The organism is Clostridium sp. D5 (assembly GCF_000190355.1).
GTDB classification, from domain to species: domain Bacteria; phylum Bacillota; class Clostridia; order Lachnospirales; family Lachnospiraceae; genus Faecalicatena; species Faecalicatena fissicatena_A.
The window spans coordinates 1,481,998-1,508,019 of the sequence record NZ_GL870809.1 but is presented as its reverse complement, the minus strand read 5'-3'; the positions used below and the strand labels follow the sequence as shown (position 1 = coordinate 1,508,019).

Sequence of the window (26,022 nt, the reverse complement as noted above, 5' to 3'; positions counted from 1 at the left end):
GAGGTGTAATATGGCTAAAGTCAATCTGGATCTTACGCACGATGCTTCTGAAATTGTTCACTATGATACAGCCGGCATTCCTTTATATATCAAAACCGGCAATTTGTCCAATTATCCTGATAAACGCGCCCTCTGCCACTGGCATGAGGATATTGAATTTATCAGGGTCCTGAAAGGCAAGATGAATTATAGTATCAATGGGAAAAAAATATTGTTAAATGAAAATGACTGCCTTATGGTGAACGCAAAGCAGATGCATTACGGATATTCGCAGAACCAGCAGAACTGTATATTTATATGTATCCTGATCCATCCCCGGCTTCTCGCAACAAATCAGCTGCTGAAACAGAAATATTTTGTGCCCGTCCTGGATAATTCCCGCCTGGAATATCTCCACTTTGGACCGCAGGATATCCTTCACGATGAGATGATGTCACTGCTTGACCGGATCATGCAGCTGAAGGAACAGGCTGTCCCGGGATATGAGCTGGAAGTAATGGGGTCTATGATGCTCATGTGGAACCGTCTTCTCGGAATCCCTCAAATGGCCTCCTCAAAACCTGAGGTCCTGCCTGACTCTGATCTGGCAATTCAAAAAGACATGGTATCGTTTATTTATCAGAATTACGCAGAAAAATTAGCACTCGCAGATATTGCCGCCGCAGGAAACGTCAGCCGCAGTAAATGCTGCATTATCTTCAAGCAATATCTGCAGCAGTCCCCTATAGACTTCCTAAATCATTACCGGCTGGAGGTAAGCTGCAGCCTGCTGAAAACTACCGCACTCACGATCACAGAGATTGCAACGGCCTGCGGGTTCAATCATCTCAGCTATTACTCCAAGTTTTTTTCCAAAAGCTATGGATGTACCCCCAATGAATTCAGAAAACAGCACCTTACTGAATGAACGATCACTTTTCATAGCATGCTATTTATTCATCTGCCTCTTTATGGTTCCTATCGTGTTGAAGCTGATATGCCGGTCCATCACTTTAAAGTAATGGACTGGCTTCTCCGATACCAAATAATCCAAGCCGGTGAAGAGCTCTTGTACATGCAATATACAAAAGATTCTTATCTTCTTCACTTTTATAGTTCTTCTGGTCGGCATCGCAGATTAAGACCGCATCAAACTCCAGCCCCTTTGACATATAAACCGGCATAATAAATCCCCCCTGAAGCTCCGGCATGCTCCCTTCCTGTACCAGCTGAATATCCGACCTGTCCTTCAGGCTTTCAAACAGGATACGGGCATTTTTCTCGCTTTTACAGAGCAACCCGATGGACCGATACCCATTTACCAAGCAGTAACTGACCTCATCAGCTATCATTTTATCCAGTTTCTTCTGATCACCTGCCATATGAATCTCCGGTTCATCCCCATTTCGATTAAAGCTCTTGATCTCAGGCCTGTGATCAATAAATTTCAGGCTGTAATTTAATATTTCATTCGTGCAACGGAAACTTTTATCCATAGTAATCAGGGAAGATCTTCTCATTTTCAGGATACCTCCTATCTGCTCATATAAAGTCAGATTCTCCTGTTTTTCCAACGTTTGATTAATATCCCCCAGGATCGTGAATTTAGAATTCGAAAACAGCAGGTGAAAGATCTCATATTGAAGGGGATAATAGTCCTGAGCCTCATCGATTACCACCTGTTTGATGTCCTGATACCTGATTCTGCCCCCCTCTGCTCCCCCGCCGGCAGGATATGCGTTCTGTGGCGTTCTTTGCGAATACCTGCCAGCGCCGTTCATCTTCAGATATAAATATGCCAGGGCAATGGCATCATCGTAATATAGATAGCCGGTATCCAGATTTTCCTGTGTATATTCCAGTATTTCCTCCAGACTGCCGCAGGCCCCGGAATCCCCTGCCAGACTACGGAAATAATCTTTATCGCGAAACAGTTTCCTATAAAGGCTGAAAATATCAGGCTCGGTAAATTTCTGAATCCCCTGCCTGATAAGCTCCTTTTCAGAATTTCTAATCCGGCCCTTTTTAGAATCCCTGATTAAATCCATGATTATATCTTCCAGCTGCTTTAATTTGATTCCCAGTGGTGTTTCCGTTCTGCCCAGCACCTTATTTCTCAGAGCTTCTTTTTTAACGATACACTTATCCTCATAGTACACATCCTCGAACTCGATCCACTTATGCGGAAGATCATTGATAAACCGGTTTAAAATTTCCAGGAACTGAAGTGAGGTTTTAAACTCTATGCTGCTTTTAATAATCCTATGGTACCCATTGCTTGTAATCAGATTTTCCAGAAATTTATTTTTGGACTGGATGCGCTTTGTTTTCAGAACAGATGAAAGGATATCTTCGAATACAATAGAGACAACATTACTCTCTCCCAGTTCCGGCAGAACGTCCGAAATATATTGTTCAAACAGGGTATTCGGCGAGATAATCAGGATATTATTTGCCGACAGCCTTCCCGACAGCCCCTGATACATGAGGTATGCAGCCCGGTGAAGCGCAATAGATGTCTTGCCGCTGCCCGCCACCCCCTGTACCATCATCAGATCATTTTCCATATCCCGGATCACAATATCCTGCTCCCGCTGTATCGTCTCAACAATCGCCTTCATCTTTGTGGATGTATTCTGAGACAGCAGCTGCCGCAGAAATTCATCCACTATCTGCACATCCGCATCAAAAAAATACTCCAGTTTACCGTCGTTAATCTCATACTGCCGCTTCAAGTTCACCTCGCCTGTGATCCGCCCTGCCGGTGCATCATAAAAAACGTTTCCCGTCAGAAAGCGGTAAAAAACACTCGCAATTGGTGATCTCCAGTCGTAAACATACATTTCATGCGATGTTTCTTCCTTCAGAGAAGACCGTCCGATATAGATTTTTTCGAATGCCTCTTCCTCCTCAAATTTGAAATCAATCCGTGCAAAATATGGCGACTTTATGATCTTTTCCAGCAATATTATTTTATTTTCCATTTCCTCATAAGCTGTGATTTTATCCGAAACAAAGTTCATATCCTGACTCAATTCGGCAAGAGCCTCAAACCCATCTGAGGACCAAAGATCCGGTATTGAATGGGATGTATTATCACGAAGCTCCTTCTTAGCAGCTATAATATCAGACTTATTCTCCTCGTTACGCTTTCGGGCACGTTCCAGCTGCCTAGCAGCAAGCGCTGTGGTTTCAGCTAATCTTCTATTCTCAAATTCCAGTTCAGACTGATTATATTCCATTCAATAAACACCTTTCACTTAAAATCAGCAGGGAAAAAGGTTCCCTGCTGGATCACCAAGAACTATATCATTGGATAAAATTTTACCACATTTTAACTTATAAAAATAGGGGAAAATTTTTAATTGTACGGGGGACTAGGGGGAGAAAGGGTCGCCTGACTGATCTGGGGAGAGGGACACCGGCCGGGAAGACAGGGGGCTTTCTGGAAGTAACCCGCTTACGGAGAAGTACTAGCGCAAGAGGAGCTGTCCATGAGGGCACGTCCGGCATGCAGCGAGAAAGCCTGATGCTTTCTCGCCTTAAGCCGGACTGGAAAGTGATTTTGGTAAATCACTTTCCATCCCTCATGGACAGCTCCTCTTGCGCAAGTACTTCTAATCCGTGCGCTCTATACTTCCAGAAAGCCCCCTGTCTTCCCGGCCGGTGTCCCTCTCCCCAGATCAGTCAGGCTGCGTTCATCCGGTATGTCAGGCTTGCACAATTGCTGGGGGATTTTCTCGGGAGTGGCGGATTGGAGTGGAGATAATTTTGGGGGTAAAGGCCGCCTGTACAGCACGAAAAGCTGGACGGGTGGCCTTTCATTCATAGTTCTTCAGTTTTACTATATGAGTCTGTTATTCCCATTTAAAGAATTTCAGGGATATCCCTATACAGATTACGGCTATGAGAATCATAACCAGGATCGGAACCAGAATATTCTTCGTCCGGAGCCCTAAAGAAGCCGATTTCAGCAGCTTGATTCCTTGTGTCAGCGGCAGGATATCAGCGGCTTTTTGCAGCGCCGGAGGCATGATCTCGTATGGCAGCGTTGCTCCGGAAAAGATCAGCATGGGAAAATAGAGGATGCTGGCGATGACCCCGGCCATTTTTGTGTTTGGCGCTATACCGCCTACCATCATGCCAATGCTGAATATGGAAACAAGAACCAGGAGATAGCCGCCCAAGAAGCCTGAAAGTGATCCCCTGAACTGATAACCAAAGAAACATTTAGCCGCAAGGAACAACAGCAAAAGGGAAATCACTGCGTACATTGTGTAGATGGTTACCTGTACCAACAAAATCAGCGCGGGACTGACGGGGGTTACTTTGTAGCGCTTTAAGATATGTCTGCTGCGGTAGTCTGATACTACTAACGGAAGCCCCATCACGCCGCCTGCACAGATAGAGATAGCTGCAAGTGCTCCGAATGACTGTTCCAGAAAGGAATATTCTGCACCGTCATAGGCCGGTTTTTGTCCATAAATCATCCCAAGGATGATCAGTACCACCAGGGGAACACAGATGGCAAATATAAACATATCCATCCCCCGCAGTGATAACTTCAACTCCGTTTTTAACATCGTCTTAAAGGTTTTCATCTTCTTTTTCCTCCTCGTCTGTATACCAGAGATAGGCATCCTCGAATTTTCCGTATGGACTGGTTTTTACTGCTTCTGAAACAGTTCCGTAAAATACAGTCTTTCCGCCTTTCAAAATACAGATCTGGTCACATAAGGCCTCAACTTCGTCCATAAAATGAGAAGTCAACAGTATAGTTAAGCCTTTTTCTTTAAGCTCTGAAAGAATTTTCCATACTTCTCTGCGGGCTTTTGCATCAAGCCCGGTTGTCAGTTCGTCTAAGAATACAAGCTCAGGATCGGGAATGAGGGCAAGGATGATAAACAGACGCTGCCTCTGCCCTCCGGATAAGTCCTTTACCAAACTTTTTTTCTTGTCTGCTATTCCAAACCTTTTCAGCAGATCCCATGGGTCGGCGGCATTGCGGTATAAGGACGCTGTCACCTCACAGAGCTCCCCTACAGTGATTTGTTCCTGATAGCTTGTTTCCTGAAACTGAACACCTACTCTCTCAAACAGTTTCTTACGGTCTGTCAGCGGGTTCATACCCAAAACGGATATTTGGCCGCTGTCTGCTTTTTTAGTTCCCAGAATACATTCCATTGTCGTGCTCTTTCCTGCACCATTGGCCCCAAGCAGCCCGAAAACCCTGCCTCTGCCCACGGAAAAGCTGACGTTGCCTACTGCCTTCAGCAGATTCTCCTTTATTCTGCTGCTTGCTGCAGACCCACCCGCAGGGCATGCGTTACGGGGTGCCCTTTGGGTATAAGATTTTGTAAGCTGCCCGACTTTGATTACTTCCTGCATATTTCTACCTCCACTTCATAATTTACAGCAAAAGAATACCACCAATCGAAACATTGGTGGCATAATGGAGGGTTATAAAAATTGCTTTTTCATTTCCTGCAGCATATCGAGTATTTTCAGTGCATTATTCTCTGCCTCCGTGAGCGATGTCATCAGTTTGTCGCACACCGCAATAATCTCTGAATCCGCTTTCGGTGTGTTGAGCGCTCCCCTGATGTCAATATCAGTATTTTCGGACAACAGACTGAGCATATTCAGGATGGCCTCCAACGAATAATTAGCGCACCGCAGGGAGCGGATTATTTTAAGCCGCCGTATATCGTCATCCGTATAAACACGATAACCATTTTTCTTGCGCCGGACTTTTAATAGGCCGTTCATCTCCCAATTCCGCAATGTGTCCATCGTTATATCAAGATACTGCGATACTTCTTTTCGCTTTAAAAAATGAGTAATTCCGCTGGCATTGTCTGATAAAATCTGCTGTACCAGTGTGACCGCTTCTTCCGCATTTTCCCGCTCCTGCCGCACCTGCTTTAAGTACTCATGCGTAAGTACGGAAGCTGTATCAAAATCACCCGCGGCAGATACTTTTACCATCCGGATAATTTTCTTTCGCAGTCCATTTTGCAGTACTTCTATTTGAAAAGCAAGGCGTGCGAGTCTGAATTGCGCGATATGAAAATCAGTAAATATGCGGTACCCGTTCGACTGCCGTTTTGGCTTTGGGATCAGTTCTAATTCCTCATACAGCCGCACTGTATTTGGATGAATGCCGATGATTGCTGTAACTTCAGAGGTTTTATAATGTCTCATCTGTACTCCCCTTTAATAAAAACAATGACAAATCTGCAGTGATCAGGCCAGGGGCTGACATACCGGACAATAGTAGACTGATCCGCCCATGTAAGCCTCTTTTGTAATTGCCCCGCCGCAGACCGGACATGGTTCCTTCCACGTGTTCTTTGACAGCTTGGTCTTATATCCCCCGGGATTGCCGAACAGGTCTTTCTCCGTATCCCTGCCGCCTTTTTCCGTAATTTCCTGCAGAACACCGACGGTGCAGCACAACAGTCTCTTCTTCTCCTCCTCGTTTAATGTCTGCAGTTTTCTCTTTGGATGGATCCGCGCCTCAAACAGAATATCCTGCAGAACGCCGTTTCCGATTCCCGGAAAATGCTGATCTGCAGCGAGCAGTGCTTTTACGCTTATACCGGGCTTGCACTCCTCCAGCATTTTATGGAACTGAAACTCAAATTCCGGTGAAAACGGAGATACGGCCTGTCTGCTTTTCTCATAATATTCATTACAGTAGTCCTCCCTGTGTACAATAATACCGCCGTACATTGCCACTGTGAAAACCAGCGCCGTGTCATCGTCCAGCACAATCAGAAGCTGATAATTTTTCGGAACCTTCTTCAGCGGAAGCAGCCGCACATTCACACCGTCATTAAAGCAGAGCCTTAAGCCCTCCTCAAAAATAATTTCGGCGTAGATACCGAATCCCTCTGACGACACAACCTTCCGCCCTTCCAGAGCAGCATTATACTCTGCCGGATCTCCGTTAAACCAGCAGAATTTGTGTGCTTTCACTGGGGGCAGAACTTCCCTGACGATTTTCCCCAAGACAGCATCTCTCAGCTGTGATGAAATCGTTAATACCTCTGGTAATTCAAGCATACCTTATTCCTCCTCCGCATACTGCTGATACCTGCCCTTTCCGGGAAAAAAAGTATACCCAAGGGCACACCGTAACTCATGCCCTTCGGGCGGGTCTGCGGCTAAGCCGCAGATTAAAGTATGCATTTACTGCTATATCTGTATATGCCCCATTATAACACAGTCCGGCAGTTTAAGTATACATGACAGGCCTTTCCCAAGGTTAAACTTATAGCTGTTTTTCCAGGCAGCTGCTCCTCTTTAAAGTAAATCATTTTTTCTTCTATAGTTCCTCTAATTAGAATATTTTTTAACGGCTTCTAAAAATGTATACATGTTTTCAGATGGTGTCCCTTTCGGTATCTCACAACCACCTCCGATCATACATTTTCCCCTTGTATCATCAATTATTTTCTTTACTTCATCCTCAATCATCTGCGGCGTACCAAATCTTAAGACGGAAACCGGATCCAAATTCCCGCATAAAACCTGATTTTTTCCTAACCGCCTTACCAGTGAGGGTACATCTTTCACCAAAGAATCTATATCTAAGATATTGGCTCCCGCCTCTATTAAATGCGGCAGGATCCTGGAAGAATCCCCACAGATATGAAATTTAGTATACACCCCAGCCTTTTTTGCATGTTCAATTAATTGCACATGAAATGGAAAAATACGTTCTAAATACATGGATTCGCTTATTTGAGAACAAATAGCATCACCTATACTGATGCATTCTGCTCCTGCGTCTGCCTGTAAGTCAATCCAGCGTTTAGAATTATCCACGATAATTTGAAATACCTCCGACAACTCTTCTTCATAATCAAGCAAATCTATCAGTCCCTCAGATATTCCTCTTAAATCAGTATATTCGGCTAAAGGTCCTTCTAAATGTCCAGCTATAAAGTACTCATCACCAACCGTATCTTTATAATACTTAACTCCTCTTACGCGGTTCATCATCGCGTCATTATTTTTTATATCCAATTTTCGAATCTTTTTATAATCTCTTTCAAAATCAAGTATCAGGTGCTTTTTGGGATACGGGCAATCATTTTCCGGAAACTCTATTTCCATTCCATACGCACCTGCCTCACAGTACGCAAATCCTGACGGATGAAACCAGTCAACTCCGAATTCCTCTGCAAACGTTATCATTGCATTGCATTGTTTCCTATAGTCCAGGCAATAATCTCTAAATGGAATATCTGCATATTCGGCTGCATACTGCATAACTAATGGATGAAATGGAATATAATCTACTTTTTCGCCATTCATAAAATTTAACGTTCTTTCCCTGCCGTTCATTTTTCTCCTCCTGCTAAATACTCATATATAGTTAAGATTTATTAGATAATACCTTATATTAGCATCAAAATACATACAATTTCTTACATGATATTTGTAAGATATTCCATACTATGTTATATTTTATAAAGAAGTAAAATTAAATTGCTAAGATTGAGAAGAACAAAACGAAAGGTAAGGACGTAAACATGGAAAAATTATTTCAACCGTCATTGCTTAATAAAGTAATTCAATTGGATAATATAGTGAGTCTTTTTTATTGCGATCTTAATCCTAATTTTAAATCTTTTGGCGAAACGCATAATTATTGGGAGTTTATTTATTCGGATATTGGCAGTGTAGAAATCATAACTGAAACTAAGACTGTCATACTTGAAGAGGGCCATATTTATTTCCATAAACCTAATGAATATCATCAGCATAAATCTATGAAGAACATAAAAGCATCTATATGCAACGGCGCCTTTTATTACAACGGGAATGCTCTCGATAGACTGGCTGGCAAATCGATCTTTCTAACGAATTCTGCTAAATGTTATTTTTTTAATGCTCTTAAATACTGCAGCGAGATATTTTCATCTGTTATAGACACTCAGAACATGATTTATCAGGTTATATCACCAGACCATAGCCTGGAACAAGAACACTTGTTAATCAATAATCTGGAATCATTTTTATTAGAATTATTGATTTCTATGGATACGCTTCTCTGTCATGATCATCATGTGCCAAAAACGGGATATCCCCCTTTAGTAGACGAAGCGATAGTGATAATGAAACAATGTCTTTTTTCTTCCCTGACGCTGTCCTCGCTCTGTCAAAAACTACACTGTTCCAAGTCCACTTTATCAGCTATGTTTAAAAAGTATACCACTTCTTCTGTGATGAATTATTACACTCAGCTCAAAATAGAAAAAGCAAAGGAACTGCTATGCTTAGACACCTACAATATAACCCAGGTATCTGACTTTTTGAATTTTTGTAATGTAAATTATTTCTCTAATCAATTTAAACGATATACTAAATTAAATCCCAGTGAATACTGTAAAAGCCTGAAGAATAATAACTGTGTTCAGCTATTAGAATTATCAACATAGATCTTAGAGCCTCGCGATATCACGAGGCTTCCATTTATCTATCAGATACCCCCCCTCCGTTTCCAGGCCTCTGCCCAGCTCGTCTGCCTACGACAATTTTCCATAGATCATCCGCATATCGTCTTCCTGAAAACATTGACTGCCTTCTCTTGAAAAACAGGAATTGCAGCCAATGCATGGATGAACCTGATACTCGGCAACTGATACTATTTCTACCTCATGATGTTCCTGCGCCCCCTCGGCAAATGCCCCTGCCAGCAAATCTGTGTTTCCGCCTTTTCTCATACTGCCTGTCAAAATTACTATTTTGCTCATCGTTGCTGCTCCTTTGCAAAAAACTGTACTCTTCCCGGATATCTGCGCTTATCAGCAGACATGATTGTGATTTATCACGTCTGAAAACATAGCGGCATACTATATACAGGGAGGTGATTACTTTGAATTCCTGTGAACTTGTTACTTATATATCATCAATTGCATGTGTTCTCTCAAAAAACTGTTCCTCAGAAGAGCTGGAGCTCCTTGCCGCGATTTTTTCACAGCTTGGGGATACCCTTGCAACAATCCTGGTGAACGAAGCCAACTGTAAGGCCGATGACTAATCTGTAGGACAGCCAGCTTTTCATATTGCATCTCTTTTCTGCTCCTTGTGTTTTCGACTACAACCGGGCTGTCCGCCCCCCGTACGTTCCCCCTGTCCAGCTCCAGACAGCAAAGCTCCGGGCAAGGCATCTGAACAATTCCAACGTCTGCATCAAGAAATCTCTGAATGACTTCCTTGAAAGCAGTAGAAAATACGGCAGTTCCATCTGATATGAGTGTATTTTGTCACACAATTCAGTAAATATCATCATCTCTGTGCCTGTTTTTTCATTTGTACATATCTAAGACACATTTATCCTGTATACTAAACATATATTTCTTGAAAGGAGGTTGACTAATATGAAATATTGTTTTTATTCATTATTAACAGATTCAAAAGAACCAAAACTGTTTAAAGGATTTTCTAATTCTGATAATCACGGTAATTTTCTTTTATTTCCGCTTGAGCTTTCTATTCATTTTCCAATAGGCGTTTTTATGAGCGGTCCAACAGGTGTTATAAGAATCTATGAAAAAGATTGTTTTACTGTAGATACAAATAACATGCTCAGACTTTATTACAAATAATTTCTGCCTGAACAGAGCTGCAGCCCTATATCAGTCAGCACCTAATATTGGGGTCTGCCGTAACATCTGTAATTTTTTCTTTCATAAACTCATCATGTTCCATCTTTAAACTGTTCTTTAAAAAGTTTATCCTTCAGAATTCATTTTTCATAAAATTTCAACATCTACATCATGAATTGCTTGAATTCCGTTTAATTCAATATTATGGGCCGCAGTCTTTGACACACATGCCGCAGCCAATGCATTTTTCGGAATCTACTTTTATAATATGATCTGCCATGATAATACCTTCTTTCATTAATATTCTTTAACCATGATAGCAATTCATTATAAAAATGCAGTGTTGGTAAAGAAAGTGGTTACCATTAAAGCCTGTATTCTACAATCTCTTCCATTGCCTTCCTGGGCCTCTGCCTGGGCGACTCATCCGCGGTTCCCAGCGCAACAGCCCCCATTAACTGTGCAGTTGTCCCGATATGATTTACCAGTTCCGGATAGGCAAAACATGTATTTGCAATCCATAGGCTTCCAAGCTTCAGATCCTCCGCACACAGCAGCATGTTTTCAATCGCAGCGCCTATAGACATGGAGTCTACAATTTCAGTAAATCTTTCGTCTGCTGTAAGACTCTCAAACGGCGACTTACCCGCTGTGTTCAAAACTATAATTAGTATCGGGGCTTCCCGCATAATGCGCAGCGTGTTTTCCGCATCCGGCAGGCCGTAAGCAGACTTTATCAACAAAGCTTCCCCGCTTTTTTCACGCCTGATCCCAGCCTCCATCTGATCCAAAAGTTCTTTTTTGCTGCTGCCGCCATAAACGATGAATTTCCATGGCTGCTTATTTTTCCCGGAAGGAGCCAGGCGACCGGCCTCAATGATCTCCCGCACCACTTCCCTGGAAATTTCCTCTGGTTTATACTTTCTTATACTTCTTCTGGTTTGAATTGCTTCTATATTCATATTCTACCCCCTACAGCATAACAGAATCCCACTCATACGTTCACGGAAAAATGGCTGCCTTCTTCTACCATGCTTTCAATATACTACAAAAAACACCTGATCACAAACATGAGTTTCATCTTCACAAAAAATATCTCAGAGCCTCTATCATTGTATTTTCCTGTGACAGGTCTGCGACATACCAGCATAAGAAACCACTCCCCCTGAGAGACCGGTATATACCAGCTTTTCTTCCTGTTTCCCGCCAATCTAAGAAATTTCTTTATTTTATTCTAAGAAATATTTTGAAAAAAGTTAAAAGTAAATAAGTATGGGAATGATAGCATATAGATAGGAAAATGAGAACTATGTTACTGCCGAGGCAAACAGAAAGGTACTAAACTATGAAAGCAATCATTAAACAAGCAGTTGGAACTTCCCTTAGCAACTGGACAACTTTACTGTTGTTTGAGTTATTTTATAAAGTAATCTGCTATTCCCTGGTTTATTCACTCAGCCAGGATATCCTGAATTATGCTTTAAAAACAGCTAATATCTCTTATTTAAGTTTTGAAAATGCAGGTCAGCTCCTGACAGCCCCGCTCTCAGTTATTTTACTGATTCTGCTTCTTCTTTTGATAACGGTCGTTACATTTTTTGAAATTTCCGCGCTGTACGTTTACTGCGAAAAAGGCTGGAAACATGAGTCACTGACCGTCCGGCAGCTAGTGAAAGATGCCGCGCGTAACTGCCGTGGATTGCTGCACATTAAAACACTGTTGTTTTTCTGGGGATTCATGCTTACTGTACTTCTGGCAGTTTCCACATTTTCTCAGCATGTCTTAGGCTGGATTAAAATACCGGAATTCATTATGGGATTCATTACACAAAACAGGCTGTTTTTCATCGTATATGCAGCTTTGCTGATCATATTGAATTATGTATTTTTTCTTTATCTTTTCATTCTGCCGTCTATTATTTTATTTAAAAAGAATGTTAAAAGCTCCTGGAGAGAAGGTACATCACTTATAAATAACCGCAAAGCCGGCACAATTGGCAAAATCCTGTTTTCTTATGCAGCTTTTTTCCTCGGCACTTTTATTATCATCGTCCTGGCTGTCCTTTGCCTCGCTGCTTATACAAAGCTGTTCTATCCCGCGACAGAAGCAGAAGCCGTTTTCCGCTTCCTATATAAACGCTGGAGCAGTCCCTTGTTTCTCACTGCCGGTACAATCGGAACGATCTGGCTGTTCTCTGTTATCATCGTTCTCTTTCACAATTACAGAGAAGATTCCCGGCCCGCCCCGATTAAAACCCCAAAGAACCTTTTCTCAATCGTAAAACGGACGGTCATCATCATCGGAACCGTGATACTGTTACTGCTTTTTAGTGAGACAGAATTGGGCGGCAATTTTATTTATCCGGACCGTTCCTCTACCCAGATCATTGCCCACCGTGCCGGAGCCACTTTCGCTCCTGAAAACACAATGGCTGCTCTTAACCAGGCCATAGAGGACAGAGCTGATGCGGCGGAAATCGATGTCCAGCAGTTAAAAGACGGCACACTGATTGTCATGCATGACAGCAATTTCAAGCGTACTACCGGCGTTAATAAAAATGTATGGGAGGTTACCTATCCTGAGATAAAAGACTATGATGCAGGCTTCTACTTTTCCCCTGATTACGCAGGAGAGCCGGTTCCCACACTGGAAGACATGCTGAAAATCGCAAAAAATAAAATCAATCTGATGATTGAACTGAAACTGACGGGCCGCGGACAGGGAAGCAGCCTTGAAACCCAGACTCTTGAATTGATTAACAGATACGGCATGATTAATCAGTGCACCATTGCTTCCATGGATCTCAAACTTCTGGAAAATATCAAAAAAACGGAGCCTAAGATAGACACCGTATATATTACCCCCCTGCTCTATTCCCGGAACTTTGACATTGACTATATCGATGCATACAGCGTTGAAACCACCTCCCTTTCGAGAGATATCACCTCCTCCATCAGAATGCAGAATAAAAAAGTATACGGATGGACGGCAAATTCCGAGGCTGCAATTGATAAGAATCTGAGATACCATGTCGACGGGATTATCACAGACAATCCGCTTCTGGTGGATTATTATATCGAATCCACCAGTGAACCGCTTTCCCAGGGGGCATTAGCTGATGCATTTTTTTAGCGTCCCCGCCAGATGTTTATCCACGATCATATACAATCTCTGTTATCCCATCATAATCCCTGGTACGGATTAGCTTTAGTTTCCTTTCAAAATCCAACGTTCCAAAAAGCCGGATGCCATCTCCCAGAATCGTCGGAATTACAGAAATATAAAATCTGTCTATCATGTCTCCCTGCATCAGCTGGTCAACAATGTTTGCACCGCCGCATATCCAGATATCTTTCCCCTCTTTTTTCGTCAGCCCTTCTACTAACTTGCAGGGATTCTCATTTACAAACTTAATTTTAGGCGAGGAAGGAATTGTATGATGCGTAATCACATAACTATCTAAATCTTCATACACCCATTGATCCGGAGACAGCTCTGTCGCGATCTGATGGTAAGTGGTATATCCCATGATGATAGTATCAATTTCTTTCAGAAATATAGAATAGCTGTCGTTTTCCTCTATATCGCCATACTCGTTCAGCCAGTCTACACCGCCTTCTTTGTCTGCAATGTAGCCGTCAAGGCTCATGGCAATGTATAAAATTACTTTTCTCATTTTTGTTCCCTTTCTGTGATTCGTTTTTATTCTGTAGATTATTTTTCTTCTTTTAAGCAAAAGTATACCCAAAGGGTCCCGTAATGCAGTCCCTTTGGGTATGCTTTAGACTATTACCATCATGTACATATGTAAGTGATACGGATGAGACTTGTCTGCCACTGCTGCCCCGGCTTTTTTTACAGCTCAAGGCTCTCAATCCAGGAGACAAGATCTTTTGTCGTGTATTTCCCATTCATGAGCTTTCCTTCGATTATTTCAGTCGAATTCGGACAGCTTACTCTCAGTTTCTCCACGGTTTTTCCAAATCCACTTCCACCGGATGTTGCAAACAAGATGATTTTCTTTCCGGAAAAGTCATAGCTTTCGAGGAAGGTGTTGATGATGGTAGGAGCAACATACCACCAAATCGGAAATCCAATAAAAACAATATCATACTCATCCATATTTTGCATCATCTCTGCAATCGCGGGCCGTGATGATGGATCATTCATCTCTATGGTACTGCGTGCCTTACTGTCATTCCAGTTTAAGTCTGCATCTGTATAGGGCGTCTCCGGCCTGATTTCAAAAAGATCTGCGCCTGCTGCAGATGCAAGCGATTCTGCTGCGGCTTTCGTAACTCCACTGCATGAAAAATATGCTGCCAGTTTTTTCTTATTCATTTTCTTCCTCCTTATAAACTTCTTTCATTAGGTTAAAAGCTGCCCACGCATTTGGCCATCCCACATAGAAGGCCAGATGTGTTATGATTTCTGACATCTCTTCTTTTATTACACCATGATTTTTTGCATTCTGCAAATGATATTGCAAGGAATTGTCAAAAATTCCTTTTGTCATAAGAGCCGTTACCGTTATGACCGACCGGTCCCGAAGTGACAGTTTATCTTCCCTTGACCATACCTCACCAAACAGGACATCATCATTTAATTCTGCAAATTTGGGGGCAATCTTACCAAGAGCATCCCTTCCCGCTGTCTGTTTCTCCATAATATGCCTCCTTCAATTATTTATCCGCTGCCGGCAATGCACCAACAATTTTATGCGGAAGATAGAGTTCTTCCAGATAGGCAGTATCCGCAGCCGTGAGTTCGATATCCAGTGCACCAGCCGCATCGTCAAAATATGCAGCCTTTGTGGCCCCGATAACCGGCGATGTGACTCCTTTCGCAAACTGCCATGCAATCGCAATCTGGGACATCTTAACTCCGTATTTTTCTGCCAGTTCTGCAACCCTTTTTACAATCAGAATATCTGCTTCCTGCGTACCATCATATTTTTGGGCAGCCGTTTTGTCCGTTTGGCTCCTCTTCGTATCTGCCTTCCATTCTAACCGGGACAGCCTGCCTGCTGCCAGGGGACTGTAAGGTGTCAGGGCTACATTCTCCTGCCTGCAGATCGGGATCATCTCTCGCTCATCCTCACGATACAGCAGATTATAATGGTTCTGCATAGATACAAATCTGGTCCAGCCGTTTTTATCCGCTGTATGCTGCATATTCATAAACTGATAGCCAAACATGGCAGAAGCACCCAGTGCACGTACTTTTCCCGCTTTAACCAGACCATCCAGTGCCTGCATGGTTTCTTCTATAGGTGTCTGATAGTCAAACCTGTGAATAATATATAAATCCACATAATCCGTTCCGAGGCGTTTCAGAGAACCATCAATTTCTCTGGTGATTGCTTCTTTTGACAAATTTCCTTCATTGAAATATACCTTGGTTGCTATGACCACTTTGTCTCTCGCAACATTAGCCTTCAATGCGGTGCCCAGATACTCCTCGCTGGTCCCGTGGGAATAGGTGTTCGCTGTATCGAAAAAATTAATGCCAAGATCTAACGCTTTTTTAACCACGGTCTCTGTCTCCGACTGATTTAATGTCCATTCATGAAAATCTGCGGACGGCTTACCAAAACTCATACATCCAACACAGAGCTTTGAAACCTCAATGCCGGAATTTCCTAACTGTTCATACTTCACTTAAATATCATCTCCTTTGACTTTCTGTATTCACTATAGTCCCTGGAGTAAACTCAAAGTCAATACTTTTTTGAGATTTTTGAGATTTTTGAGATTTTAAGCGTACTTCGTCGCAAACTTCACATGGGTTCATGACTATCAATCTGCTCAGCCAACGTTTGATACAGTTTCTGAGGATCCACTGGTTTTGCCAAATGTGCGTTCATTCCAGCGTCTATGCATCGCTTTACATCGTCATCGTAAGCATTGGCAGTCATGGCAATGATAGGGATTGTTCCTGCATCCGGTCTGGGTATGGCCCGGATGGCACTGGTCGCTGCAAGGCCATCCATTACGGGCATTTGAATATCCATTAAGATAGCGTCAAAATAACCTGGCTCGTGATTTTGCAAAAACTCCACACCACATTTTCCATTTTCGGCAACTACGACCTCCATATGCTGCTCATGTAAGAGATATGTGGCAATTTGAGCATTCATGGGATGATCCTCACACAACAGAATTCTTCTTCCTCGAAGAATATCGTAAATTTCCTCAGACTGTTTGGTCTTGTTTGTTTGGCCCTGAACCACTTTCGGATACAACTTTACTGTAAAAGCAGTCCCTTTTCCCAGTTCACTCTGACACTCAATGCTTCCTCCCATCTGGTTCACCAATTGCTTTGCGATGGACAGGCCAAGTCCTGTTCCCGCCTCAACTTGCAGGACACTATTATGCTCCTGCTCAAAGGAATGAAACAACTTGCTTTTTTGAAACTCCTCAGACATACCGATACCATTGTCCCGGACAATAAAGGTGAGCGGAAGCGTTCCATCCGGTTCTGCTGCTTGCGCTGTGACCGAGAATTCAACCCTGCCACCCCTGGGTGTGAATTTAATGGCGTTACCGATCAGATTTACAAACACCTGCTGGGTTCGAAGCTTATCCAATGCCACTGCACTATGGACTTTCACCGAGTTACGCATCACAAACATAACCCCCTTTTGCTGGGCCTTCTGCATGAGAATGGTACGAATCGTTTCTTCGAATTCTGTATAATAATACGGCTCCGGGTGAAGCTCCAGTTTTCCTTCTTCAATTTTGCTCATATCCAGCACATCGTTGATCAGTCCCTCAAGATAATGACCGGATGCCTTGATTTTTTGAAGGCATTCAGCTGACTCGTCCGGATCATGGCTCTCAATACCGATATGTGCGAAGCCAATGATGGCGTTCATCGGCGTGCGCATATCATGGCTCATACGCGATAAGAAATCACTTTTTGCGGCATTTGCTTTTACAAGCAACGCATACTGCTTCTTTTTCCGGCTGCTGGCAATTCCAAACAAAACCGCGGCAAATAGGGCGATGATAAACACGCTGACAAGCGACATTGACAGCAGCGGGTTGGAACGGGCCAACAGCTCAACGGTATTTTTCTGATTATGTATACTGGCCTCGGCATAGTATTCCTCCAGCACATCCTCCCCAACACTGCCTATATAGCTGTTCAGGATTGCAAGCAGCTCATTTCCGCTCCTGTCGGATACTGTCACACAGATATCAGCACTATGACCGGCTCGGAGATCTGTGACAAGATTGGCATAGATGTCATAAATGTAATAGTCTACAGTAGCTCGGTTATCAAAACCGAGATCCGCTTTTTTCTCATTAACCAGGCGGATACATTCTTCTACAGTGCTCGCGTAAATTACTTCTTTGCACTCCATGTTTTTTGCATAGTCTGATTCCTCCACAAGGGCTATAGTACATTCGCTCAATGGCTTTCCCAGTGCAGGCCGGTAAAATGTCACCATATCTACTGTGTCCAGCGGCATTGAACGGATAAATCCATATTTTGTCGCATAATTCTGGTTAACAGGAATGCCCAAAATGCAATCATAATCCTTTTTGGACAACTGCTCTGTAAAAAGGAGCGACCGGTCATAGATGTCATACTGAATGGCAATTCCCGTTTCTTTAGCAAAAGCATCCATCAGCGAAACCAACACCCCGCACGGCTGTCCCTTCTCATCCTGCATCACAAAGGGCGCTGATTCGTCCACACACAGGACTTGAAGGGTTTGCTTGTCCGCCAGCATGTTCACCTGGTCTCCTGTAAGTGCAAAGACTCCAGTACCTTGCTCAAAATATTTTGACTGCAGCTGCTTTTGAAAGTAGGGAAATGCATAAGAAATATCGCACAGAGCCTGATCCAATTCGGAAACCAACTCCGTATTCCCCTTTGTGGCAGCAAAATAGTAGGGCCTTGCCGCAAAGCTCGCAATGATTTTTGTTCCTGAATAATTACTGAGAGAAACGTTGTTCACCACATCCGCCGTACCGTTTTCCAGAGCGTCCATCTGCTCCTGTACGCTTGCACAGGGAACCAGTTCATAGACCACCCCTTCTTTTTTCAGATAATCTTCTAATTCCGCATTACGCGTATTTGCTTTATCATATACTGCCACCCGCAGGGGAGATATCTGCCGGAAATTATCCTCGGATACTGATGTATTGTTTTCCCGTGCTGCCAGCGTCGTATACACAAGCCCATAACTATTGTCACAGAAATCATACCTTTCCGTGAGCGTTTCGTTTTTCAGCAGCCCACCGATGATATCTGCTTCACCGGAGGCCACCATATCCATAGCAGCGAGGATAGATTCATTGAGATCCATCTCATCAAAGGTGATATATTCAATTTCCCAGCCTGTATACTCTGCAACTTTTTCCAGATATTCAAAGGTATAACCGCTGTAATTTCCGTCGGTACTGATCTCCACAAATCCTTCCTGCCGCGGAAAAGCAACCCGGATCGTGCGAGCGGCGCTTCTGCTCTGTGAGGCAGCATAGACAGGCGTACATATAGAAGTGCAGAGCAGGCACACAAATGCCATACATATTATTTTTTTCAGCCGGATCTTAATTAGATTCATGTTCCGATTGCCTCCTTTTATTCAGGTCTCATTATCCCGCAAGAATTATAAAGTAATTACAGCAAATGCCATAAATCTTTTCTGTCCCATATCAGGACTGATTTAGGCATTAAAAATGCAGCTCTCATTTTGCCCGAATGTAAGAAATTACGGCATCAGTAAAAGAGCTGATAATCTGCTCAGGTTCACAGTCACTATTCTTATGTTGAAAGTAGGCATTCACAAAACCGATTCGATATAGCAACCCGGTAAATGCGCCATAGATCCACTCGTATGCTAACTTCTTATTCAAATCGGAACGAATACTGCCGTCCTGCATCCCGCATTCAAATATCGTCATTAAAAAATTGTAATGATCATCCCGGAGACCATAACAGGAGAGAATAGCACTGGGAACCAATGAGTCAAAATAATAAGGTTCCCGTTCACACCAATATTGTTCAATCTGATGAAGCGTCAGAATCGACGGCATATCAGGATGAAGCAAAAATGAAAAAGACTCAATAATAAACCGAAGCTGCTCCAATCCAGACTTATCCCCTATATTCCTGCTGTAGAATTCTTTACTGAAACACTCATCAAACGCCTGATAATATCGTTTGGTTGCGATAAACATCAGGTTATCAAGTGTTCCAAAATAACGCTGCAATGAACGTACTGACAATCCTGTTTTATGTGCAATCATTTCTCTTGTAATATTATGAATCGGTATAGTCTGCATATAAGAAACTGTTGTTTGGATAACGCGTTCCATGTTCGCTTGCTTTAATTCTTCATTGGCCATCCCCGCGCGTCTCCTCTCAATATCTAGTATCCTCAATTAAAAACTGAGATGCAGCCTTTAAAAGACTACATCTGCATTAACAAAATGGCGTCTGCATTACATTTGCCATAATTATATTACACTATCTATCAAAATACAATAAATTCCGCTCACTTAAAGGCCTTTATAAACTTATCCATGACCGTTGCACCGATTATCGTTCATGTGATTCGTTTATTCAGTCACTGCTTTTTCCCACTTCACTTCTACAGTCTTTCCCAAATGTGCCAGGCCTATATAATATACCGTTCCTTTCATTCCCGCGGCGTATTTCTTTTCCTTTATCTGCTTTATCGCTTCCCGGGCAAGTTCTGCCAGATTCTGTGATTCATCCTTCGTATATTTAAATTCCAGAATCATATGAGGCAGTTCCGGACTTTTGGCATAAAGCAGTATGTCGCTTCTTCCATTGCCGCTTTCCCGATTGCTTCTTACATCATAATATCTGTACAGAAAAGCACACATTCCCAGCATCATCATATGATAGCTGTTCTCGTTTTTCAGATCATGATAGGACGGAAGTTCCGAAAGAATCCATTGATACTCTTCTGCAAATTCATCCATAGACTCCAGCCTCAGATACCTCAGCATGCTCGCAATATGCCCTTCCTCTAATTTCAAATAGAACGCAGTCAGCTCCTGGAACGCCCTGCGCACTTCAAAGTTTGGTATCCTCAGTTGACAGAAGCCTTCCTCAAGTTCTTTCTGAACTGTTACCATACCTGCGTTGATCAGCAGCCCCCAGAGGGACGCATCATCCGCAGCCTCATAATAGGAGGTTGACAGTTCTGTCCGTACACTTACTGTGCCTTCTTCAATCAGCTTTCTGTATGCGCCTGCAAACTTCTCCCCTCTTTGCTCAAGTGCATTTTTTATAATACTGTTTTCACTTGTATTCACCCAATATGGTTCCAGCTTTTTTCGGGCTGCATAAAATGTAACTGACCAGGGATTGTACACTTCTGTTGCTCCAAATCGGTAGCCATCATACATTAACTTTACATCTTCTGTTAACTTTAAACCGTAATATTGCAGCAATTCGCTGGTCTCCTCCGGGGTAAATCCAAAATAATCAGAATACTCCTGATTACAGACTGTGCAGACTGCCAGATTATTCAATCCCGAAAAAATATTTTCCTTAGCAACTCTCTGGATTCCCGTAAGCAGTGCCTTCTCCAGTGCAGGATTTCCTTTCAGAGAAGAACTCAGCATACCTGACAGAATTCCTCTCACCTTATCATAATATCCCCCATCATTAGCTGCAATAAAAGGAGTATCATACTCATCAATTAAAAGGTATACTTTCTTTCCATAATAGTTCTCCAATGCCTGGCACAACACTATAACAGACCTGATGATACAGTTACCAGCCTCTTTTGAATCCGGAGTCTGCCATAAGCCTTCATAAATATAATCGAGTTCTTTCCTCTGCGAATCTGAAAGCGTTCCGTCATCCAGTGCCGTAAGATGCCTTTGGTATTCCTCCCTGATCGTACACATCAATTGATACAGCATTCCATCCGCTGTATCTCCTTTTACGTTGAGAAATGAGACAAAAATAACCGGATGTTTATTCAACTCCGCCATTACAAAACTCTCACTGACCTTCATTCCTGTAAACAGATCTGCCGAGTGCTTTGAACAATCCAAAAACTCCGACAGCATGGACATATTCATCGTCTTTCCAAAGCGTCTTGGGCGAGTAAGAAGTGTTATCTGATAATCGGAGTCCAAAAACTCCTCTATCATCTTCGTCTTATCCACATAATAGCCGTTCTTTTCACGTAACCTGCGGAAATCCTGCAGCCCAATTGCCAGTTTTCTGCCCTTCACTTTTGGTACTTCTTTTGAGCTTACTCTATATGGCACCGGTGTTTCACTCACCATATCAGCAGTACGGACCGGTGTTTTTCCAAACAGCTCATCAAGGGAGCATTCCAATACTTCGCTGATTCTCTCCAGGGTCTCCAGATCCGGAGAACGGTTCCCTATTTCATAATTGGTGTAGGTTGAACGGGAAATCTCCAGTTTCTCCGCCATCTGCGCCTGCGTATATCCTTTAAGTTTGCGAAATAAGACCAGATATTCATGAAACTTTGTTTTCATCTCGTACCATACCTTTCCTTTTTCTTAATTATAGCGCAGAATGTTTCAATAAGCAACTATATGTGTATTTCCTTTTGAAACATTTTTTCACCACATTTCTGCTCATTTTTTCATTCCAGTTGTCATATGTAAAACTTTATGTTCCAGCCTGATTTCCTATTATTTTAGCAGACACATCTTTTTATCATAATAATGCGCTATAGATAAAAAGATCCAGAATCAATTTTCACTCCTGATTCCGGATCTGAACTTCCTTGGTTCCTATTCCATTTGCACCTGTGCAATCAAATAGAGCATCCACCCAACCATAGTCATATCATACTCGCAGTCATACCCAAAAGCTTCCTCCTGAAAACTTTCTTCCGTAATTCCCGTAAATACAGCCCCGGGTATCTGAGGCACCGGCGGAAAGAATTCTCCGAATACGCCTCTGTGAGGCTGGTTATATCCCACGCCTTCCACACTGCTTGCATCAAACTGGTTTGCTCCCAGCAGCCAGTCCATCTGCCTCTGTGCGGTTTCCCTGTATCGGCTGCAGCCCGTCAGTTTCGCCGCCTTGCAGAGAAATACCCCGGTTGCGAGTAAATCCAAATTATAACAGAAACTATAGTCTTCACAGGCAATCTCATATATCCCCCCTTTATGTGCAATCTTCCCCAACATATTCTGCTGTTTAACAGGACAGGTCTCGGTACTGAAACTAAATATGGCAGACTCTGCAAATATGTCATGCCCAGCCGTATGCCAGGTTGCCGGAACACGTCCGAAGGGATTGTGTCCACTCATAAGCACATGCTGTTCGGCAATCCGACACATGCACTCCATCCAGCAGTGCGCAGATTCCGCATCCGGCCAGATTTCCAGAGCATCTGCGAATGCCATGGGAACATTAATATTAAAAAAATAGTAGTAATTGTTTGCCAGCCGGCTCGATTCCGGACTTTCCCAAAAACATGCCGACGCCGGATTGCTCTGTACATCACCCTCCGCCTGGAGCCGGCAAAGCGCATCCAGAGCTTCAAACACAGCTTTTTTATATCTGTCATCTTTTTTCACAAGATATAACCTGCATGCCGCTATAGCCCTGGATGCATGCCTCAGGGCTGAGCCTTCATAAAACCCCTGATACATTTTCTTCATTCCGTCATGACCCAGTGGAGGATAAAGCGGCAAATCATAGTCATGCATCTGCCTGCCTTCCGTCTCCATGTAGTTCCATATTCTTTCGGCCCCTTCCAGACATTTCTCTGACTTCTCTCTATCCGTTTCAGCAAAATACCGGGCTGCCAGAGAAAGAACTTTTATAACCTGCCAGTGTGTATGTTCGTTGTCCGGGCTTTCAAAATACTGCCGCCGCTTCCAGCTGAACTCATAATCTCCGTATCCAATACCGGCCTTTGACTTATCGTACCCTTCCGGAACCCACGTACAGTCAAGCATCCATCCTTCTTTTGTAATCAGGGAAAGGTAATACTTCACACTGTGCCACAGATCCTCTGCCAGACCGCCCTTATCCCATAAGGGATGTTCTGTGAGCGCATATTCTGCAAGCCCCTCAATTCCAATAGATGTCCCGTATGCCCATTTCCGCAGGTCACTGGACTGGTGATGCCCTCCGGCTAATCGGCGTCTTTCCCCGCTGTGAAAGATAATCTCATCGTCACTGTGGCACCGCCCATTCCACCCCAGATCATCTCCGCAGCGCTGCCAAGTAAAATAACCGGTAAGCACCCGCGCTGTAGTTCCATAAGCATTTCTGCCAATTATAAAGCATCTGCTGTTGCCCTCTTCCGTACTGATTCTGTAAATCCCTTCCTCTGTAAGTTCAGTAAAGTCACCGATACCGTAGGTATCATCACAAGTATGTATCACCCCTTCGAAGACCGGTGTGAGAACCAGATCCTGCAGCCGGTTAACCTGAAACTTTTTACTTACTCCGCAATATGTAAATAATTTAGATGCTGTCGGTAAAAAACCGACCTGGTTCATCATAAATCTGCTTTTATATCTTTCTCTTTCCATATTTTTATATCTCCTTATTCTTATTAGAATCATTCACTGTCTGTCTCATAAATAATACGCTCCCTGGCTTTGCCTTTTTGCATCTATAGATACTAACGGGCGATTTGACGTGATCTCTACCCTTTAACAGCCCCGCCCGTGAGCCCGGCTATAAAATATCTCTGTGTAAATAAAAAGAAAATGATAACCGGAAGCAGAATAATACAGCTTGCCGCACACAGAGGTCCCCAGTCCGTCCCCGCGCTCTGAACAAAAGCCGTAATTCCCAGGGGCAGCGTTTTTATACTGGATGTAGATAAATCTACAGATGCCCACAGCATCTCTCCCCACCAGTTTAAGAAACAGAAAATAGCGTTTGTGGCTGTAGCCGGAAGCATCATCGGCATCACAACCTTTAAAAATGTTGATGTCTCCGTACATCCGTCAATTCTGGCCGCCTCCATAATTTCCGTGGGCACCGTCTTAAAGAAGTTTCTGTATATATAAACGGCAAACGCCATTCCCCATCCTATATAAGGTAAAATCAATGATAAATGTGTCCCCAGTATCCCCATCTTACTCGTCATTAGATACATCGGCATCAGTACAGACTCCGAAGGCAGCATCGTCAGCATAAAAATGACAATCATCACCGTATCTGCTCTTGGTATATCTAACTTGGCAAGTGCATAGCCCGCCAATGCCGACAGAACCAGGGTTACCGCAACTACAGAGACTACTACAATAATACTGGACACAAAATATCGGCCGATCCCGGCTGTTGTCCATGCATAACTGTAATTTGCCCATTCGATGGATTTGGGAAGTCCCCAAATGTTATTGTAAAAATCATTTGTTGTTTTTCCCGAAGTAAGAAGAACGAAGAGCATCGGATAAATCGTAGCTAGGACAAATACGAGCAGAATCAGGCGCACCGCCCACTTTGAAATATGCTCGCCCGGCTTGAATACCTTAAACTCTCTTCTCCTCCCCACAGGAAGTTCCGCCACCGCTTTAGAACTCATATTCTTCCCCCCTCAATAAATGTTTTACAATCAAAATACTCCCCACTACTACAACCGTAAATACAACTCCTGCTGCCGCTGATTCTCCGAACTTACCGTAGGAGAACGCCATCCTTGTCATACGGATCGGAATGGTCGTAGTCAGATCCCCGGGGCCTCCCTGCGTCATGGTATAGATCAAGTCATAGGATTTATACTGTGTCCCCAGTGTATTGATCGCCGCCAGCAGAATCATAGGTTTGATCAGTGGCAGGGTGATATATCTGACCTGTTTCCAGTAACCGGCACCGTCCAGTTTGGAGGATTCATACAGCGATTCCGGTATTGTCTGCATGGAAGCAAAGCACAGCAGCATAACCTGTCCGGCACATTTCCAGACCGCAACAAATATGATGCAGATCATGGCCGTAGATCGGTTCTGCAACCATACATGCTGCAGGCCTTCCAGCCCAATCAGCTTCAGAAAATTATTCAAAAGCCCCATTTCGGGATTATAGAAAAATGAAAACATCAGACCTACTACAGCAATCGGAAGCATTGCAGGACTGAATAAAACCAATCTGAAGAAAGAGCCTTCTTTTCCTGCAAGCTGAAATATCAGGGTTGCAAGCAGAATTCCGATTACCAGGCCTCCTATGGTGGATGCTAACGCGTAATATACTGAATTTCCTATACTCTTGAAAATTGCAGAATCCTGAAATACAGTGAGATAATTCCGAATTCCATGAAATTCCATATCGCTGAAACCGTCCCACTTCTGAAAAGACAGTATAAAATTCCATATAAACGGGATGACCGTTGCATAAAGGATAAATACGATTGCAGGTGCCAGAAATACAAAGCCAGTTATTCTTTTCGAATTAATTCTTCTCTTTTTCCTCATTCCT

The 26,022-nt window shown here is 43.1% G+C and carries 23 protein-coding genes; 5 read left to right on the top strand and 18 right to left on the bottom strand.

The genetic code is table 11. The annotated features are described in order from the left end of the window. Nucleotides 1–10: 10 nt before the first annotated feature. The gene (locus HMPREF0240_RS06310; protein ID WP_009002608.1) at nucleotides 11–907 is read left to right on the top strand and encodes a helix-turn-helix domain-containing protein; all 897 of its coding nucleotides are present in this window, start codon (nucleotides 11–13) and stop codon (nucleotides 905–907) included. A gap of 85 nt (nucleotides 908–992) precedes the next feature. Here the strand turns inward: HMPREF0240_RS06310 and HMPREF0240_RS06305 are convergent, their stop codons facing one another. The 6 genes from HMPREF0240_RS06305 to HMPREF0240_RS06280 form a co-directional block, all read right to left on the bottom strand. Continuing rightward, the gene (locus HMPREF0240_RS06305) at nucleotides 993–3,221 is read right to left on the bottom strand and encodes a 3'-5' exonuclease (protein WP_009002607.1); all 2,229 of its coding nucleotides are present in this window, start codon (nucleotides 3,219–3,221) and stop codon (nucleotides 993–995) included. Nucleotides 3,222–3,836: 615 nt separating this feature from the next. Then, nucleotides 3,837–4,580: an ABC transporter permease gene (locus tag HMPREF0240_RS06300; RefSeq protein WP_009002606.1), complete on the bottom strand. Its 744-nt coding sequence runs from the start codon at nucleotides 4,578–4,580 to the stop codon at nucleotides 3,837–3,839. Then, on the bottom strand, nucleotides 4,567–5,367 hold the full coding sequence (locus HMPREF0240_RS06295) for an ABC transporter ATP-binding protein (protein ID WP_009002605.1): 801 nt from the start codon (nucleotides 5,365–5,367) through the stop codon (nucleotides 4,567–4,569). The genes HMPREF0240_RS06300 and HMPREF0240_RS06295 overlap by 14 nt, the downstream gene beginning before the upstream one ends. A 72-nt stretch (nucleotides 5,368–5,439) precedes the next feature. Beyond that, nucleotides 5,440–6,183 (bottom strand): MerR family transcriptional regulator, encoded by a 744-nt coding sequence (locus tag HMPREF0240_RS06290; protein WP_009002604.1) that lies wholly within the window; start codon nucleotides 6,181–6,183, stop codon nucleotides 5,440–5,442. Nucleotides 6,184–6,225: 42 nt separating this feature from the next. Then, nucleotides 6,226–7,047, bottom strand: coding sequence for a DNA-formamidopyrimidine glycosylase family protein (locus HMPREF0240_RS06285; protein WP_009002603.1), 822 nt, complete (start codon nucleotides 7,045–7,047; stop codon nucleotides 6,226–6,228). Nucleotides 7,048–7,320: 273 nt separating this feature from the next. Continuing rightward, entirely contained in the window at nucleotides 7,321–8,334 is a 1,014-nt protein-coding gene (locus HMPREF0240_RS06280) for a uroporphyrinogen decarboxylase family protein (protein ID WP_009002602.1), read from the bottom strand. Between the two features lie 188 nt (nucleotides 8,335–8,522). On the opposite strand from HMPREF0240_RS06280, the gene HMPREF0240_RS06275 reads away from it, so the two are divergent. Then, nucleotides 8,523–9,431 (top strand): AraC family transcriptional regulator, encoded by a 909-nt coding sequence (locus HMPREF0240_RS06275; protein WP_009002601.1) that lies wholly within the window; start codon nucleotides 8,523–8,525, stop codon nucleotides 9,429–9,431. Between the two features lie 87 nt (nucleotides 9,432–9,518). On the opposite strand, the gene HMPREF0240_RS06270 is transcribed toward HMPREF0240_RS06275, so the two are convergent. Further along, nucleotides 9,519–9,746, bottom strand: a complete 228-nt coding sequence (locus HMPREF0240_RS06270) for a flavodoxin family protein (RefSeq protein ID WP_035312593.1) — start codon at nucleotides 9,744–9,746, stop codon at nucleotides 9,519–9,521. A gap of 122 nt (nucleotides 9,747–9,868) precedes the next feature. Between HMPREF0240_RS06270 and HMPREF0240_RS24595 the strand changes: the two genes are divergently transcribed. Next, on the top strand, nucleotides 9,869–10,033 hold the full coding sequence (locus HMPREF0240_RS24595; protein WP_198137763.1) for a DUF6774 domain-containing protein: 165 nt from the start codon (nucleotides 9,869–9,871) through the stop codon (nucleotides 10,031–10,033). Between the two features lie 340 nt (nucleotides 10,034–10,373). Next, nucleotides 10,374–10,601 (top strand): hypothetical protein, encoded by a 228-nt coding sequence (locus HMPREF0240_RS06265; RefSeq protein ID WP_035312592.1) that lies wholly within the window; start codon nucleotides 10,374–10,376, stop codon nucleotides 10,599–10,601. 365 nt (nucleotides 10,602–10,966) lie between these two features. Here the strand turns inward: HMPREF0240_RS06265 and HMPREF0240_RS06260 are convergent, their stop codons facing one another. Beyond that, the gene (locus HMPREF0240_RS06260; RefSeq protein ID WP_009002599.1) at nucleotides 10,967–11,563 is read right to left on the bottom strand and encodes a nitroreductase family protein; all 597 of its coding nucleotides are present in this window, start codon (nucleotides 11,561–11,563) and stop codon (nucleotides 10,967–10,969) included. A 383-nt stretch (nucleotides 11,564–11,946) separates the two neighbouring features. Between HMPREF0240_RS06260 and HMPREF0240_RS06255 the strand changes: the two genes are divergently transcribed. Continuing rightward, nucleotides 11,947–13,734: a glycerophosphodiester phosphodiesterase family protein gene (locus tag HMPREF0240_RS06255; RefSeq protein WP_009002598.1), complete on the top strand. Its 1,788-nt coding sequence runs from the start codon at nucleotides 11,947–11,949 to the stop codon at nucleotides 13,732–13,734. Nucleotides 13,735–13,750: 16 nt separating this feature from the next. Here the strand turns inward: HMPREF0240_RS06255 and HMPREF0240_RS06250 are convergent, their stop codons facing one another. The 10 genes from HMPREF0240_RS06250 to HMPREF0240_RS06205 form a co-directional block, all read right to left on the bottom strand. Next, nucleotides 13,751–14,278: a dihydrofolate reductase family protein gene (locus HMPREF0240_RS06250; protein ID WP_009002597.1), complete on the bottom strand. Its 528-nt coding sequence runs from the start codon at nucleotides 14,276–14,278 to the stop codon at nucleotides 13,751–13,753. Nucleotides 14,279–14,457: 179 nt separating this feature from the next. Next, complete coding sequence (locus tag HMPREF0240_RS06245) at nucleotides 14,458–14,943, bottom strand: flavodoxin (protein WP_009002596.1); 486 nt, start codon at nucleotides 14,941–14,943, stop codon at nucleotides 14,458–14,460. Further along, nucleotides 14,936–15,268 carry a carboxymuconolactone decarboxylase family protein gene (locus tag HMPREF0240_RS06240; protein WP_009002595.1) on the bottom strand — a complete coding sequence of 111 codons (333 nt, stop codon included), beginning with the start codon at nucleotides 15,266–15,268 and terminating at the stop codon, nucleotides 14,936–14,938. Before HMPREF0240_RS06240 ends, HMPREF0240_RS06245 begins: the two co-directional genes overlap by 8 nt. 16 nt (nucleotides 15,269–15,284) lie before the next feature. Then, entirely contained in the window at nucleotides 15,285–16,262 is a 978-nt protein-coding gene (locus HMPREF0240_RS06235) for an aldo/keto reductase (RefSeq protein WP_009002594.1), read from the bottom strand. Nucleotides 16,263–16,381: 119 nt separating this feature from the next. After that, nucleotides 16,382–19,180 (bottom strand): transporter substrate-binding domain-containing protein, encoded by a 2,799-nt coding sequence (locus tag HMPREF0240_RS06230; protein ID WP_009002593.1) that lies wholly within the window; start codon nucleotides 19,178–19,180, stop codon nucleotides 16,382–16,384. A gap of 124 nt (nucleotides 19,181–19,304) precedes the next feature. Continuing rightward, on the bottom strand, nucleotides 19,305–19,964 hold the full coding sequence (locus HMPREF0240_RS06225) for a hypothetical protein (RefSeq protein ID WP_009002592.1): 660 nt from the start codon (nucleotides 19,962–19,964) through the stop codon (nucleotides 19,305–19,307). Nucleotides 19,965–20,177: 213 nt separating this feature from the next. Next, nucleotides 20,178–22,109, bottom strand: a complete 1,932-nt coding sequence (locus HMPREF0240_RS06220; RefSeq protein ID WP_009002591.1) for an AAA family ATPase — start codon at nucleotides 22,107–22,109, stop codon at nucleotides 20,178–20,180. Nucleotides 22,110–22,370: 261 nt separating this feature from the next. After that, nucleotides 22,371–24,131, bottom strand: coding sequence for a glycoside hydrolase family 9 protein (locus tag HMPREF0240_RS06215; protein ID WP_035312451.1), 1,761 nt, complete (start codon nucleotides 24,129–24,131; stop codon nucleotides 22,371–22,373). A 116-nt stretch (nucleotides 24,132–24,247) separates the two neighbouring features. Then, nucleotides 24,248–25,135: a carbohydrate ABC transporter permease gene (locus tag HMPREF0240_RS06210; RefSeq protein ID WP_009002589.1), complete on the bottom strand. Its 888-nt coding sequence runs from the start codon at nucleotides 25,133–25,135 to the stop codon at nucleotides 24,248–24,250. Then, a complete protein-coding gene (locus tag HMPREF0240_RS06205; protein WP_009002588.1) occupies nucleotides 25,125–26,018 on the bottom strand; it encodes a sugar ABC transporter permease in 894 nt (297 codons plus the stop codon). The genes HMPREF0240_RS06210 and HMPREF0240_RS06205 overlap by 11 nt, the downstream gene beginning before the upstream one ends. Nucleotides 26,019–26,022 lie beyond the last annotated feature (4 nt).